This is a genomic window from Streptomyces ruber, assembly GCF_014648075.1.
In the GTDB taxonomy this organism is placed as follows: Bacteria; Actinomycetota; Actinomycetes; order Streptomycetales; family Streptomycetaceae; genus Streptomyces; species Streptomyces ruber.
The window spans coordinates 625,650-639,087 of record NZ_BMQK01000001.1; the positions used below are offsets into that span (position 1 = coordinate 625,650).

The window sequence follows — 13,438 nt, forward strand, 5'->3', positions numbered from 1 at the left end:
GAAGTCGGGGTTGGCTGTGTACGGCACAGGAACGTCGACCATACTGCCCGCTGTGGAGCAGCGCATAGGTTCGAGCAACCAGCCCCTGGACGCCGCATCGGTCAACGCCGCGTCGGTCAATCCGGCGTACATTCCCGGGCTCACGTCACCCGTGCCCGCGAAGCCGGAGAAGGCCGGGGACGTCGAGGACAAGGGCTCGCCGGAGACGGCGAAGCCCGCCGAGGAGCCGGAGACGAGACCGGACGCGGAACCGGACGAGCAGCCGACCGAGAAGACGGACCGGACCGACGAGGGTCAGGAGGCCTCTGACGGCCCGGTCGACGGTCCGGTCTTCGAGGCCGCCGACCGCCGCGCGAGGATCGTGGCCGACCACACCGGCGTCCGGCTCGCCCTGGACGACCAGGAGTGCGAGTTCGGCTGGGACGAGGTCGGCGCCCTGGAGACGGAGACCTCGCGCTTCGGCAAGTTGTTCACCGTGACCGTGCACACGTCGGACCGCCGCTGGTACCCGATCGAGATCGAGGCGACGTCCCGCGCCCGCTTCAAGGAGTGGGACGCGCAGCTGGACGAGGTCCTGGACGCGTACTTCGAGGACGGCGAGACCGGCGACGACAGCGACGCCGGCACGGAGAAGACCACGGACGGCACGGAGAAGGCCGAGGACGACACCGTGAAGACCACGGACGACACCGTGAAGACCACGGACGACACCGTGAAGACCACGGACGACACCGTGAAGACCACGGACGACACCGAGAAGGCCACCGGAGCCGACAAGTCCGGTGAGTCGGGCCAGGACGACGACCGGAGCCGAGCGGAGCGCTAACGCTCCGCTGCGGCGGTGAAGCGGTTCAGCCCGAGCACGGCGAGGAGCTGCAACTTCTCGTGCCCCTCGGTCCGCGGCGGAGCGGTGAGCACGAGCAGGGTCTGGGACTGGTCCTCGGTGAACAGTGCCTGGCAGTCCAGTTCGATCGCGCCGAGCTCGGGGTGGATCAGCGTCTTGTGGTCCTCGAACCGCTGTGCGACCTCGTGCCGTTCCCACAACGCGGCGAACTCCTCGCTCGCCGCCTGGAGCGTCCGTACGAGCTCACCGGCCCGCGACCGCGGGCCCCGCAGCCCGTGAGCGGCACGCAGGTTCGCGACCTGGGCGCGGCTCTGCCGGTCCCGGTCGGCCTCGGGATAGAGCAACCGCTCCGCCGGATCGGTGAACCAGCGGTAGACCGCGCTGCGGGCCGGACCCGTGTGGCTCGACGCGTCGCCGAAGAGGGCGGCGGCCATGCCGTTCTGCACCAGCGTCTCGCCCAGGTCGGTCAGGACGAGCGCCGGGGTGTCGGTGAGCCGGTCGAGGACCCGCAGCAGGGCGGGGGCGACATGGGCGGAGGCCGACAGCGGCGTCGGCGCGTTGTGCCCGGCGACCCGGTACAGATAGGCGCGCTCGTCGCCCGTCAGCCGCAGTGCCCGGGCGAGCGAGGCCAGCATGTGCTCGCTGGGCTGCGGGCCGCGCCGCTGCTCCAGCCGTGTGTAGTAGTCGGTCGACATCACGGCGAGGGACGCGACCTCCTCGCGTCGCAGACCACGGGTCCGCCGGCGCGCGCCTGTGGGGAGGCCGACGTCCTCCGGCTGGAGCGCCTCGCGGCGGCGGCGCAGGAAGTCGGCCAGTGCTGCACGGTCCATGGAAGCGATTCTGCCCCGGCGCCGGCGGGCGAGCCAGGGATCACCGGTCCCCCGACAAGCGGTCTCTGCACCCGCGGCGGCGGGCCTGTGACGCTCGATCCATGAACATCTCCGGAAACACCATCTTCGTCCCCGGCGCCACCAGCGGCATCGGTCTCGCCCTCGCCCTCGCGCTGCAGGCCAAGGGCAACACGGTCATCGTCGGCGGACGGCGTACCGAGCTGCTGGAGCGGATCGCGGCCGAGCACCCCGGCATCGGCACCGTACGGGTCGACACCACGGACGCCGCGAGCATCGACTCCGCCGCGAAGCAGGTGCTGGCGGACCACCCGGACCTCAACGTACTCGTCACGATGGCCGGCGTGATGCGCGTCGAGGACTGGCGCGATCCCGCGTCGTTCCTCGCCTCCGCCGAGTCCACGGTGACGACGAACCTGCTCGGTCCGATCCGGCTCATCGCCGCGTTCGTCGGGCACCTGCAGGCACAGCCGGACGCCACGATCATGACGGTCTCCTCGGGCCTGGCGTTCACGCCGCTGAAGGCCACGCCGAGCTACAACGCCTCCAAGGCCGCGATCCACATGCTCAGCGAGTCCATCCGGCTCCAGCTCGCCGGCACCTCGGTGAAGGTCGTGGAACTGGAGCCGCCGGCCGTCCGCACCGCGCTGCTGCCCGGGCACGAGGACAACGAGCAGGCCATGCCGCTCGACGAGTTCGTCACGGAGGTGGTCGGCCTGATCGAGTCCCGGCCCGACGCCAGGGAGATCCAGGTCGAGCGCGTGAAGTTCCTGCGCTACGGCGAGGCCCGCGGCGACTACGACCAGGTCGTTGCGGCGGTCAACGGCGCCGACCCGCACGGGAAGTAGCCGGCCCCGCGCCCCTTACCGGAAGGGGCGCGGGGCTGTGTCGGAGCGACCGGCCACGACGCACCCGCGGTCGAACACCGAACCCGGCGGAGCGCTAGGCGCAGTACTGCGCCTCCTTGCCGATCGCCCGGTACATGCAGTCCGCGTTCTCCAGCAGCTGGAGCACCGCCTCCCGGTTCCGCGACGTCTCCCGCTCGATGACCTCGTCGGGCGGGTAGAAACCGCCGCCGGAGGCGGACGACGGGTACATCTCGAAGGTGTAGGCGAAGATCTTCTGGTTGCCCCACAGCCAGTCGTCGATCGTGCCGTCGGTGATGTAGAGGTCGCTGGACTGCTGCGGCGTGTACCCGTTGCTGGCGGCCATCGACCGGCCGACCGTCGCGAAGGCGTTGCGGTCGTCGGCCGTCATGCCGGTGGTGGTGTCGGAGTAGGTGTGACCGAAGGGCCACAGCACCAGCTCGCTGTAGGTGTGCCAGTCGATGCTCGCCCTGATCTGCTGCTTGCCGCCCACGACCCGGCTCCGCACGAAGTCGGCGACGACCTTGGTCTCGGGCGCGGACTCGGCCGCCGCACCGCGGTACGTCTCGGAGGACGCCGACCCGGACGAACCGCCGCAGCAGCCCCACCGGTAGCCCCAGTTGCGGTTGAGGTCGGTGCCTACGTACGACGAACCACTGTTGGGCTGGCGGTTCTTGCGCCACGAGCGGTAGGAGCCGGTGGCGATGTCGTACTCGCCGCCGTCCGGGTTGACGTCGGGGATGACCCAGATCTCGCGGTTGTTCACCATGCTGGTGATCCGGGAGTCGGACCCGTACCCCGCCCCGAACTCGCGGAGGAGGTACAGCGCCATCTCCACGGTGAGGTGTTCGCGGGCGTGCTGGTGGTGGGTGAACATCACCTCGGGCTCGGACTCGTCCGTTCCCACGTTGTCGCTGATCTTCACCGCGATGATGTCCCGGCCCTGGTACGACGTGCCGATCACGCGCTTGCTCATGATGTTCGGGTACGCGGCGATCCGCTGGTTGATCTCCGCCGTCATCTCGGCGTAGTTGTGGTAGCGCGAGTCGGCCGAGGGGAAGTCGAAGGGCCGTACGTCGTCCTCACCGGCCGACGACCGGTCGGGCGCCGCGCCCAGGGGACTGACGTCGTACCCGAGCCGTCGCAGCTGCTTGATCTGGTCGGCGCGCCCGGAGACGACGACGGTCTCCTCGTCGGCCTCGTCGACGGTGACCCCGGCCTGCTGGATCGCCGTGCGCGACGCGGGGCTCGTCCGCGCGTGGATCTCGTACTGGCGGACGTCGTCCGCCGAGGCCGCCGGCCGTCCGGCGCCGGACGCGGTGGCGTCGCCGGCCGTGGTGGCGGCCAGGGGGCCCGCGAGGGCGAGCGCCAGCAGGCTGGCGAGCACGGTGGTGCCGGCTCTGCGGCGCGGGGTCGCGCCGCGCAGGGCTGCGCCGCGGATGCGGAGTCGCATGAAGTCTCCTATAGGAGCGGGGTGGTCGTTCAGGAGCGGGGGTGGTCGTTCCTACGACGTGCGCGGAGCCGCCGCCGGCCGTGGGGGAACCGGCGGCGCCTCCCGTGCGGGTGGCGCTCATGGTGCTGGCGTGCCATGTACAGGTCAAGGGGGTGGGTCCGGCCATCCTGTCCTGTGTGCATTGCGCACTGATCGGCGCACGCCCCCTTGTGCACCCGCGCGGTATGCGCTTTCTTGATCGGCATGGCGGAGACGACCGGAGAAAACGCAGGCAGCACGGGCAGCCGCCCCGGAACGACGACGAGCGGGAACACGGACGTCCGTCCCCGCAAGTCCAGTTGGAAGTACATCGGCCCGGGCATCGTCGTGGCCGCCACGGGCGTCGGCGCGGGCGACCTCGTCGCGACCCTCATCGCGGGCAGCAACTTCGGCTACACGCTCCTCTGGGCCGCGGTCATCGGCTGCGTCGTCAAGATCTCCCTGGCCGAGGCGGCGGGCCGCTGGCACCTGTCCACCGGCCGCACCCTCTTCGACGGCTGGGCGAGCCTCGGCCGCTGGACGACGTACTTCTTCGTGGTCTACGCGGTGATCTGGGGCTTCGTGTACGGCGCGGCGGCGATGTCATCGAGCGCCCTGCCGCTCCAGGCCCTCTTCCCCGGCGTCATGGACCTGGAGTGGTGGGGCATCCTCTGCGCGCTGGTGGGCCTGGTCTTCGTCTGGTTCAACCAGTACGCGGTCTTCGAGAAGGTCATGACGGTCCTGGTGGGCGTCATGTTCGTGGTGACGGTCTACCTGGCGATCCGCGTCACCCCGAACCTGGCCGACGCCTTCGCCGGCCTCCTCCCCGTCCTCCCCGACGAGAAGGACTCGATCCTCAACACGCTCGGCCTGATCGGCGGCGTGGGCGGCACCATCACGCTCGCCGCGTACGGCTACTGGGTCAACGCCAAGGGCTGGACGAACACCGGCTGGATGAAGGTCATGCGGCTGGACAACCGTGTCGCCTACATCACGACCGGCGTCTTCGTGATCGCGATGCTGTTCGTCGGCGCGGAACTCCTGCACTCCGCGAACATCGCCATCGCGAGCGGCGACAAGGGCCTGGTCCAGCTCGGCGACATCCTGGAGGACGAGTACGGCACGGCGACGGCCAAGTTCTTCCTGATCGGCTTCTTCGCCACGTCCTTCACCTCCCTCATCGGCGTCTGGCACGGCGTGAGCCTGATGTGGGCGGACTTCTGGGCCCGCTACCGCCGGGCCGGCGCCGGGACGACGGGCGGGAAGGCCGCCCCGGGCGAGAAGGCCGCCCCGGGCGAGGCGGCCGCCTCGGGCGAGGAGGTCGCCTCGGGCGCGCGGGAACGGTCGTGGCCGTTCCGCGCGTATCTGCTGTGGCTGACCTTCCCGCCCATGGTCCTGCTCTTCCAGGGCCAGCCGTTCCGCCTCGTCATCATCTACGGCGTCCTGGGCGCGGCGTTCATGCCCTTCCTCGCCCTCACCCTCCTCTGGCTCCTCAACTCCGACCGCACACCGAGGGAGTGGCGCAACGGGCTGCTCAGCAACGCCATGCTGGGAATCGCGGGGCTGTTGTTCCTGGTCCTGTGCGTGAAGCAGGTGTGGGACCAGCCGTGGTCGGAGTTCTTCTAGCGGCGGTTCCTAGCGGAGCTGCTCCCACTCTTCGCTGAGTGCGATGTCACGGAGCTGGGCCAGGGTGAGGGCGGGGGTGTCGCGGGTCGGGGCGGTCACCTGGGAACCGGAGTTGAAGGCACTGACCACGACGCGGAGTCCGTCGGTACGCATGGTGTCGACGGTCCACATGATGAGTCCTGTGGCCTTGTCGTCCCCGGGACCCTGCTGGGTGGTCAGCTTCGTCCCGTCGGGCAGGACCTCGGCGCCGGAGCCGAAGAGCTGACGGGAGGTGTCCAGCATCGGGTCCGAGGAGATGATGTCGGGCTGCACGTTGACCTGTACGAGGGTCTCCCCCTTGCCGTCGTCGACCACGACGTAGGCGTACTCGGAGGCCTGACCTCCGTCCGCGACCACCTCCAGACCCCGGGGCATCAGCCTGGCGAGCGTCTCGCCGACGCGGGTGCCGTCGGCGGCCGGAGGCGCCTCGGAGCCGGTGTCCGAAGGGTTCGGAAGGGCGTCCGCGGCCGTACGCCAGGCCGCGTCGGTGACGATTCCCCTCAGCTCGTCCGGGGACAGCGGAGGCTCGGGCCGAGTGATCGGGGAGTCCTTCTCGGCCTCGGCGTTCCACTCGGTCACCGTGATGTGGTGGCCCTCCGGGGTGACCAGGTCGGCGAGCCACCGCTTGGTGTCCACGCGCCGGTCCGGATACTCGTACCCCTGGAACAGCTGGAGCATCGAACCATCGGGCAACCGGGTGGTGGAGCAGCTGTCGTGCGGGACGAGCCGCTCGTCCGGGCAGGTGATCAGCTCGCGGGCGGTGTCGCTGCCCGGTTCCACCCGGCCGAGCCCGACGGAGACCGCTCCGCCGCCCTCGCCGTCGTCGTACACGAGCCGTGCGTACGGATTGTGCTCCGATCCGGTGCCCAGCGCCTCTTCTCCGCTGACCTTCCCGTCGGGCAGCAGCCCCTTCAGCGTACGGAGGAGCTGGTTACCGGAGATCGGCTCGGCCGGAGCGGCGGACGCGGAGGCGGACACGGACGGTGCGGGCGTCGGGTCGGCCGCCACGGACGCACCGCCGCCACCGTCCCACGGCACGAGCAGGGTGCCGCCCACCCCGACGAGCGCGACACCGGCGACACCCCCCGCGACGACGGCCCGGCGCCGCCGCAGGAACTTGCGTCCGCGCACCTCGCCACCGGCGACCAGGGCGACCCGGTCGGCCTCGAAGGTGCCGCCGGCCTGACGCAGGGCGTCGCCGAGCCGGTCCTCGAAGGGGTCTTCGTGCTGTTCTACGGGCATGGCGAACCACCGTTTCCGGAAGAAGCGGACAAGTGTGAAGGGCGAATCGAGTCGTCGTTCAGGGAGCCACGTACACGGCCAGGTCCTCGCCGAGCAGCTCCCGCAGCCGGGCGAGGGCACGGACACACCGCGTCCGTACGGCGGCCGAGCTGGCGTTCATGACGTCCGCGGTCTCCTGGACGGAACGGTCCTCCCAGTAGCGCAGGACGATCACGGCCCGGTCCTTGGCGGGCAGTTGGGCCAGTGCCTGGACGAGGGTGAGCCGCAGGGACGTGTCGGCGTCCGCGCCGCGCCGGTCGGGAACGTCGGGGAACGTGTCGGTGGCCCGCTCGGAGGACCAGCGGCGCCGCCGGTGGGCGAGGAAGGTGCGGGTGAGCACGGTCTGCGCGTACCCGGCGGGGTTCTCGGCCCGCGACACACGCCCCCACTTCACGTACAGCCGTCCGAGGGTCTCCTGCACCAGGTCCTCGGCGAGATGGGTGTCCCCGCCGGTGAGCAGGCAGGCGGACCGGTAGAGATGTGCCGCGCGCGCCGCCGCGAACTCCGGATAGCCGTCCGCGCGGACGTGTCTCATGTGTTCCCCCTGGGGTCGGCCGGGCCTCGTGGTGCCGGCTCCACGTGACGTCACTTGATTGATGCGGTGGGTCCCCGGGAATGTTTCATCGCCGTTCGAGGGATACGGTGCGGGGTGCACCTCCAGGAACACGAGACCACGAGACCACGAGAAAACGAGGGGACGACGATGCAGCAGCCCGGACCCGGCGACCAGCCCCCGGTGGCACCGCCCGGCTTCGGCCCCCCGCCGCAGATGTACGGCGCGCCGCCCGCCCCGCAGTACGCGCCCCCGCCGTACGCCCCGCCTCCCGTTCCCCCCGCTCCCCCCGTTCCCCAGGGCCCGGAGTTCCTGGCTGTGGACCGCCACAACTCGATCGTGGTGGACGCCGCGGGGGTCGCCTTCGAGGATCACGGCCGCGGCATCGAGTTCTCGTGGCACCAGGTCCGCAGCATCCACTACCGCCCGGGAGACGACGGCAGGAGCCTCGTGATGGGCGTCGTCCACGTGGACGGCCCCTTCTACGAGTGCGTGGTCGACGCCAAGGGCCGGGACCGCATGAACGAGTGGATCGGCCGGCTTCTTCCGGTGCTCCAGTTCTACCGCCCGCTGAGCTGACCGTGGCTGTGGCCGCTCGGGGTCAGTTCGAGGCGGTCGGCGTCGAAGTGTCGACGGCCACCGAGAGGGCCAGGAGACCGAGCGCCGTCCCCATCACGTAACGCTGTGCCCGGAGCCAGGAGGGGCGGCGGGCCAGGAAGAGGGCGATGGCGCCGGCCGCCAGCACGATGGCCAGGTTCACGGTGAGCGCCACCACGATCTGGACGGAGCCGAGCAGCAGTCCCTGCATCAGTACGTGACCCCCGTCCAGGTCGATGAACTGCGGGATGAGGGAGAGGTACATGATGGCGATCTTCGGGTTGAGCAGGTTCGTCATCAGCCCCATCACGAAGAGCCTGCCCGGGGTGTCGTGCGGGATGTCCCTGGGCGCGAAGACGGAGACGCCCCCGGGCTTCAGGGCGCTCCAGGCCAGGTACGCCAGGTAGGCCGCGCCGGCCAGTTTCACGGCCACGTACAGCTCGGGTACCGCGATGAAGAGCGCCGTCAGCCCGAGGTTCGTGGCCAGCAGGTAGAACAGGAAGCCCACGGCGACACCGCCGAGGGACACCACTCCGGCACGCCGTCCCTGGGTGATGCTCCGGGAGACGAGGTAGATCATGTTCGGGCCGGGGGTGAGCACCATTCCCAGGGCCACCGTCGCGACGCCCAGCACTCCGCTCAACTCGACCATGGATCCCCACCGTTCGTCGTGTCGTCCCCACCGTGCGCCGCACCGCCATCCCTCGGAGCAATGTGAGTGTAGGGGCACTCAACTCTCGGTTCAATTGCTCATTTGCCCTCGGTGCAATTCTGTGCTGAGATGCCGCCCGCGCAGGTCGTACGGGAGACGTACGGGAGAAGAGAGGAGGCGTCGTGACGGACTACCGGAGCGTCGCCGACGCGGTGGCGGAGGACATCAGGGCGGGCCGGCTCGGGGTGGGCGACCGGCTGCCCACCCAACGGGAGTTCGCCCGCCGGTACGGCATCGCCAACTCCACGGCCACCCGCGTCTACCAGGAACTCGCCCGGCGCGGTCTCACCACCGGTCATGTGGGCCGTGGCACATTCGTGCGGACGGCCGCCGACACGCCCGCCCCCGCGCTCTCCGAGCCCGTGGACAGCCGGGTCGACCTGACGCTCAACCACCCGGTGGTGCCGGAACAGGCCGGACTGCTCGCCGCCGGGCTGGAGCGACTGGTGCGCCCCGACGCGCTGGAACCGGTACTGCGGCCGGTCGGCCCGGACGGCACCGCCACGGCACGCGACGCCGCGGCCGACCTGCTCGCGCGGGGCGGCTGGCGCCCCGACCCGGCACGCGTGCTGTTCGCCGGGAGCGGCCGGCAGGCCATCTCGGCCGTCGTCGCCGCGCTGACCCGCCCGGGTGCGCGCGTCGGCGTCGAGGAGCTGACCTACCCGGTGCTCAAGGCGATCGCCGCCCGGCTCGGCGTCACCCTGGTCCCGCTGGCCATGGACGAGGCCGGGCTGATCCCCGAGGCCGTGGAGGAGGCGCACCGGGCCGGCCCGCTGCATGCCGTCTACGTTCAGCCGACCCTGCACAACCCGCTGTCCCTCACCATGCCCGACGGCCGGCTGGACCAGCTGGCCGACGTCCTGCTGAGGCGGAGCATCCCTGCCGTCGAGGATGCGGTCTGGGCCTTCCTCCGGGACGACAGGCCACCGCTCGCCGCCCGCGCGCCGGAGCGCACGATCCTCGTCGACAGCCTGTCCAAGCGACTGGCCCCGGGGCTGTCCCTCGGCTTCGCGGTCGCCCCGGCCGCCCTCGCGAACGATGTCGCCGCATCGCTGCGCTCGGGCGGCTGGGTGCCCATGCGGTTCCCGCTGGAGGCGATGTCCCGGTGGCAGGCCGACGGCACGGTGCGGAAGCTGGTCGGGGCCAAGCAGCGGCAGGCCGCGGCACGGCAGGAGCTCGCCGAGCTCCACCTCGGCGACTTCGTGACGCGCACCGCCCCCGTCTCGTACTACCGCTGGTGGGAGCTGCCCCGCCCCTGGCGCGCCGACACCTTCGTCGCCGCAGCGGCACGGCACGGCATCGCGGTGACCCCGGCCGCGGCGTTCTCCACAGGACGGCACCGTGCTCCGCACGCGATCCGGCTCGGCCTGGCCACGCCGAGCACGGAGACGCTCACCCGGGCCCTGACGACTCTCACCGACCTCGCCAGGTCGACCCCGGACGACCTGGCCGAGGACTGAGGCGGCGGCTGCCGCCGGGAGAGCGCAGTACGTATGTAGTGCAGCTCAACGAAGCTGAAGAACGTCTCACTCGTCCTTCTTGATCGGGTGCGGCACTGGTGCTCGGGCACCGTGCTTGGCGAGGACCCGACGTGCCGCCTTCGGCGGTCGGCAGAGAGAGGGCGTACGACAGTGACCGCGCGCCGGGGTGGCCGCCCGCGGTCTCGCCGCCACGCGGGAACGGCCGCGCTGGCGCTGCCCGACGAACTGCGCCGATGGGGCGGCCCGGTGAGGTCCGGGTCAGCGTCGGGACACGGCCCGACGGCGAACGCGTGGTCTCCATCACCGGCGAGGCGGCGACGGCGTTCCGGGCAGAGCTGCACGTGTGACGGTCAGAGCAGGTGGTCGGCCTTGCCCGCCTTGATGTCGAGGATGAGGGTGCGGAGGGCTTCGCGGGTGTCGGTGAGGTAGGTGTGTTCGGCGCCGGCTATGGCGATGTAGGCGTTGCCGTGGGGGTCGGTGCCGAGGCGGAAGCAGGAGTTGCCTTCACCGCAGAACGGCTCCTCCCACACGATCGTGTTGTGGTTCACCGGCTGTCTCCTGCGGGCGGGTGCGGTCAGAGCAGGTGGTCGGCCTTGCCCGCCTTGATGTCGAGGATGAGGGTGCGGAGGGCTTCGCGGGTGTCGGTGAGGTAGGTGTGTTCGGCGCCGGCTATGGCGATGTAGGCGTTGCCGTGGGGGTCGGTGCCCAGCCGGAAGCAGCTGGCACCCTCACCGCAGAAGGGCTCTTCCCACGTGATCGTGTGGTGGTTCACCGGATGTGTGCTGTGGACGGGAGCGGTCATAGCAGGTGGTCCGCCTTACCCGCTTTGATGTCGAGGATGAGGGTGCGGAGGGCTTCGCGGGTGTCGGTGAGGTAGGTGTGTTCGGCGCCGGCTATGGCGATGTAGGCGTTGCCGTCGGGGTCGGTGCCGAGGCGGAAACAGTTGTTGCCCTCACCACAGAACGGTTCTTCCCAGACGATGCGGTCGGTCACGGAGTCTCCTACAGTTCACGAGCGATTCTACGGATGACGTCGCGTGACGCTTTCGAGCTCATTGCTGCGGCGTCCATCCAGTCCAGGTGCGCACGGTACTTGTTGAGCTGGGCCTCAGCATGACTGAACTCCGGTCCATGCGCCGAGTCCAGCTGTACGGTGTCGAGCTGGGGTACAGGGCCATCCGCGTAGAGCAACGCGTGCCCGGCGCCGGGGAAGTCGCCTTCGGACGCTGGGATTACGCGGATTTCGACACTCGCCTGTTCGGACTGACTGGCCAGGTGATTGAGCTGTTCCCTGGTCGCGTCGGAACCGCCGTACGGCATGCGTAGCGCGGCTTCGTGGATGTAGGCGACGTATGGCAACGGCTCATGCCTTTCCAATACCCGCTGACGCTCCATGCGGTGGGCGACACGCAGTTCGATCTCCAGGCGGCTCAACGGCGGCAGCACCGCGGTGAAGACAGCGCGGGCATACGCCTCAGTCTGCAGGAGCCCCGGAGCGTGCATGACCTGAGCGGTTCGAATGCGAACGGCGTGCCACTCCAGCTCGGCGATGTCCAGGAGCCCTGACGGCAGTGCACCCCGGTGCCGCTCCCACCATCCCCGCTCTCGTCCGCGCGCCATGTCCGCCAGAGCGTCGACATAACGTTCGTCGGCACAGGCATAGTTGCAGGCCAGTGTGCGAACGCGCTCCGGAGAGAACGGCCGGATGCCCGACTCCATATTGGACAGCCGAGTTCTGTCGATCCCCAGAAGACCGGCGGCGTACTCCGTGGTGACGCCTGCTGCCAGCCGCATCTTCCGTAGCTCGGCGCCGAGTCGCTTCTGTCGTTCGGTTGGAGTCGTTCTGGTGGGCATAGCGACAGTTTGCCCGCGTGGGCGTGAGCCCGCTGGCCCCGTTGGGGGTAATTGTCTCCGAGGTGATGGACACAGTGACTCCCGTGCCCATACGTTCAGTGCCGCACCAGCTACACACAGCAGTTGGCAGTGCATCGCGCGAGCCCGCCCGCAAGCTCCTCCCCTGGGAGGGGTGGGCCCGTGCCAGGGAGACAAGCCACCAACCGCTGCCCACCCCACTCACCGATTCACTCATCGATTCGGAGTACGCCATGTCCGAGCCCCCGACCTGGCAGTGCAACCTCCAGCTCACCAACGACCTCAAAGCCCCCCACATCGCCCGCCACACCGTACGGACCGCACTGCGTGGCCACGCAACCCCACCGGACCTCACCGACACGGCCGAACTCCTCACCTCCGAGCTCGTCTCCAACGCCGTGAAACACTCCGACGGACCGGTCACCGTCCGCCTCCGTTCCCTTCCGGAGGGCATCCGCGTCAACGTCCTGGACAACCACCCGGATCTGCCCGAGCCCTTGCCCCGTACCACCGACCAGTCCTTCGGGCGCGGCCTGTACCTCGTGGAGGCCCTGGCGGACGCGTGGGGGCGGTACCCGGTGACCAGCCACTTCCGTATGCCGGGCTGGAAGGTGGTGTGGTTCGAGCTGGCCGCGCGCGAGTGAGCGGCCACCTGTGGTCACCCGGCCGTCCAGTCAGTTGCCAGGCCGTCGTTACCCTTGGGGTCGTTCCAGGCCAGGGGGGGACTGTGGGATTGAAGCGGCACCGGCACTACGGACAGCACCTGCTCATCGCGGTCGTGGTGCTGCTCATCGTCCTCACCGCCCTGCCGGTGCACCTGCTCCTTCTCGCGGGAGCGCAGGCGCTCGCCAGTGCTCTGATGCTCGTCGCGGGTGTCGCCGTCGTCCGGCACGCCCGGGGCGGGCTGTGCGAGGAGTGCGTCGCCGGGATGCCGCTGAACGCATCCGAACTGGCCGACCGGCGACGCCCACTGCTACGGGCCGTGCACCGGCTGGACAGCCGTTCCGCGTTCGTCCTGTATTGCGCGCTCGTCTGCGTCCCTCCCGCTGCCGTACTGCTGACCGAGCCGGGCGGCATCGCCCACAGGTTCTCCTCCGAGGCCGGCCTGCTGCTCACCCTCCTCACCTACGTGTCCACCCTGACGCACGCGCGGTACGCGCCCTGGTGCCCGTACTGCGACGAGGGCCAGGAGGACGACGACACCGCCCCGGCTGCGGTGCCGCCGGCTCCGCGTACCGTCTGAGAGAGC

General features: G+C 70.2%; 16 protein-coding genes. 7 read left to right on the forward strand and 9 right to left on the reverse strand.

Going from position 1 to position 13,438, the window contains the following annotated elements:
* The first annotated feature begins 52 nt into the window (after positions 1-52).
* Entirely contained in the window at positions 53-826 is a 774-nt protein-coding gene (locus IEZ04_RS02910; RefSeq protein ID WP_229820798.1) for a hypothetical protein, read from the forward strand.
* Here IEZ04_RS02910 and IEZ04_RS02915 read toward each other — a convergent pair.
* Positions 823-1,674 carry a helix-turn-helix transcriptional regulator gene (locus tag IEZ04_RS02915; protein WP_189214983.1) on the reverse strand — a complete coding sequence of 284 codons (852 nt, stop codon included), beginning with the start codon at positions 1,672-1,674 and terminating at the stop codon, positions 823-825. The genes IEZ04_RS02910 and IEZ04_RS02915 overlap by 4 nt on opposite strands.
* 101 nt (positions 1,675-1,775) lie before the next feature.
* On the opposite strand from IEZ04_RS02915, the gene IEZ04_RS02920 reads away from it, so the two are divergent.
* Positions 1,776-2,540 (forward strand): SDR family oxidoreductase, encoded by a 765-nt coding sequence (locus IEZ04_RS02920; protein WP_189214984.1) that lies wholly within the window; start codon positions 1,776-1,778, stop codon positions 2,538-2,540.
* 94 nt (positions 2,541-2,634) lie between these two features.
* Here IEZ04_RS02920 and IEZ04_RS02925 read toward each other — a convergent pair whose 3' ends face one another.
* Complete coding sequence (locus tag IEZ04_RS02925) at positions 2,635-4,011, reverse strand: M14 family metallopeptidase (RefSeq protein WP_189214985.1); 1,377 nt, start codon at positions 4,009-4,011, stop codon at positions 2,635-2,637.
* Between the two features lie 243 nt (positions 4,012-4,254).
* On the opposite strand from IEZ04_RS02925, the gene IEZ04_RS02930 reads away from it, so the two are divergent.
* Entirely contained in the window at positions 4,255-5,655 is a 1,401-nt protein-coding gene (locus tag IEZ04_RS02930; RefSeq protein WP_189214986.1) for an Nramp family divalent metal transporter, read from the forward strand.
* A 9-nt stretch (positions 5,656-5,664) separates the two neighbouring features.
* On the opposite strand, the gene IEZ04_RS02935 is transcribed toward IEZ04_RS02930, so the two are convergent.
* Both IEZ04_RS02935 and IEZ04_RS02940 read right to left on the reverse strand, forming a co-directional pair.
* A complete protein-coding gene (locus IEZ04_RS02935) occupies positions 5,665-6,936 on the reverse strand; it encodes a hypothetical protein (RefSeq protein ID WP_189214987.1) in 1,272 nt (423 codons plus the stop codon).
* 58 nt (positions 6,937-6,994) lie between these two features.
* Positions 6,995-7,510: a SigE family RNA polymerase sigma factor gene (locus IEZ04_RS02940; RefSeq protein WP_189214988.1), complete on the reverse strand. Its 516-nt coding sequence runs from the start codon at positions 7,508-7,510 to the stop codon at positions 6,995-6,997.
* 168 nt (positions 7,511-7,678) lie between these two features.
* On the opposite strand from IEZ04_RS02940, the gene IEZ04_RS02945 reads away from it, so the two are divergent.
* The gene (locus IEZ04_RS02945) at positions 7,679-8,107 is read left to right on the forward strand and encodes a hypothetical protein (protein WP_189214989.1); all 429 of its coding nucleotides are present in this window, start codon (positions 7,679-7,681) and stop codon (positions 8,105-8,107) included.
* Between the two features lie 22 nt (positions 8,108-8,129).
* Here the strand turns inward: IEZ04_RS02945 and IEZ04_RS02950 are convergent, their stop codons facing one another.
* On the reverse strand, positions 8,130-8,777 hold the full coding sequence (locus tag IEZ04_RS02950) for a LysE family translocator (RefSeq protein WP_189214990.1): 648 nt from the start codon (positions 8,775-8,777) through the stop codon (positions 8,130-8,132).
* A gap of 182 nt (positions 8,778-8,959) precedes the next feature.
* On the opposite strand from IEZ04_RS02950, the gene IEZ04_RS02955 reads away from it, so the two are divergent.
* A complete protein-coding gene (locus IEZ04_RS02955) occupies positions 8,960-10,297 on the forward strand; it encodes an aminotransferase-like domain-containing protein (RefSeq protein WP_189214991.1) in 1,338 nt (445 codons plus the stop codon).
* A gap of 371 nt (positions 10,298-10,668) precedes the next feature.
* On the opposite strand, the gene IEZ04_RS02960 is transcribed toward IEZ04_RS02955, so the two are convergent.
* From IEZ04_RS02960 to IEZ04_RS02975, 4 genes are read right to left on the reverse strand one after another with little or no spacing between them, the layout of a single operon-like run.
* A complete protein-coding gene (locus tag IEZ04_RS02960) occupies positions 10,669-10,866 on the reverse strand; it encodes a hypothetical protein (protein ID WP_229820799.1) in 198 nt (65 codons plus the stop codon).
* A gap of 26 nt (positions 10,867-10,892) precedes the next feature.
* Complete coding sequence (locus IEZ04_RS02965; RefSeq protein WP_189214992.1) at positions 10,893-11,120, reverse strand: hypothetical protein; 228 nt, start codon at positions 11,118-11,120, stop codon at positions 10,893-10,895.
* Positions 11,117-11,311 (reverse strand): hypothetical protein, encoded by a 195-nt coding sequence (locus tag IEZ04_RS02970; protein ID WP_189214993.1) that lies wholly within the window; start codon positions 11,309-11,311, stop codon positions 11,117-11,119. The genes IEZ04_RS02965 and IEZ04_RS02970 overlap by 4 nt, the downstream gene beginning before the upstream one ends.
* Positions 11,312-11,319: 8 nt before the next feature.
* A complete protein-coding gene (locus IEZ04_RS02975) occupies positions 11,320-12,171 on the reverse strand; it encodes a helix-turn-helix domain-containing protein (protein WP_189214994.1) in 852 nt (283 codons plus the stop codon).
* 251 nt (positions 12,172-12,422) lie between these two features.
* Here IEZ04_RS02975 and IEZ04_RS02980 point away from each other — a divergent pair, with 251 nt between their 5' ends.
* Both IEZ04_RS02980 and IEZ04_RS02985 read left to right on the forward strand, forming a co-directional pair.
* Positions 12,423-12,833: an ATP-binding protein gene (locus IEZ04_RS02980; protein WP_189214995.1), complete on the forward strand. Its 411-nt coding sequence runs from the start codon at positions 12,423-12,425 to the stop codon at positions 12,831-12,833.
* Between the two features lie 83 nt (positions 12,834-12,916).
* Positions 12,917-13,432, forward strand: coding sequence for a hypothetical protein (locus tag IEZ04_RS02985; protein ID WP_189214996.1), 516 nt, complete (start codon positions 12,917-12,919; stop codon positions 13,430-13,432).
* Positions 13,433-13,438 lie beyond the last annotated feature (6 nt).

Coding starts and splice junctions, on each gene's coding strand:
- IEZ04_RS02915 (WP_189214983.1), bottom strand. CDS start 1,674: ATGGACCGTGCAGCACTGGCCGACTTCCTGCGCCGCCGCCGCGAGGCG.
- IEZ04_RS02920 (WP_189214984.1), top strand. CDS start 1,776: ATGAACATCTCCGGAAACACCATCTTCGTCCCCGGCGCCACCAGCGGC.
- IEZ04_RS02925 (WP_189214985.1), bottom strand. CDS start 4,011: ATGCGACTCCGCATCCGCGGCGCAGCCCTGCGCGGCGCGACCCCGCGC.
- IEZ04_RS02930 (WP_189214986.1), top strand. CDS start 4,255: ATGGCGGAGACGACCGGAGAAAACGCAGGCAGCACGGGCAGCCGCCCC.
- IEZ04_RS02935 (WP_189214987.1), bottom strand. CDS start 6,936: ATGCCCGTAGAACAGCACGAAGACCCCTTCGAGGACCGGCTCGGCGAC.
- IEZ04_RS02940 (WP_189214988.1), bottom strand. CDS start 7,510: ATGAGACACGTCCGCGCGGACGGCTATCCGGAGTTCGCGGCGGCGCGC.
- IEZ04_RS02945 (WP_189214989.1), top strand. CDS start 7,679: ATGCAGCAGCCCGGACCCGGCGACCAGCCCCCGGTGGCACCGCCCGGC.
- IEZ04_RS02950 (WP_189214990.1), bottom strand. CDS start 8,777: ATGGTCGAGTTGAGCGGAGTGCTGGGCGTCGCGACGGTGGCCCTGGGA.
- IEZ04_RS02965 (WP_189214992.1), bottom strand. CDS start 11,120: ATGACCGCTCCCGTCCACAGCACACATCCGGTGAACCACCACACGATC.
- IEZ04_RS02975 (WP_189214994.1), bottom strand. CDS start 12,171: ATGCCCACCAGAACGACTCCAACCGAACGACAGAAGCGACTCGGCGCC.
- IEZ04_RS02980 (WP_189214995.1), top strand. CDS start 12,423: ATGTCCGAGCCCCCGACCTGGCAGTGCAACCTCCAGCTCACCAACGAC.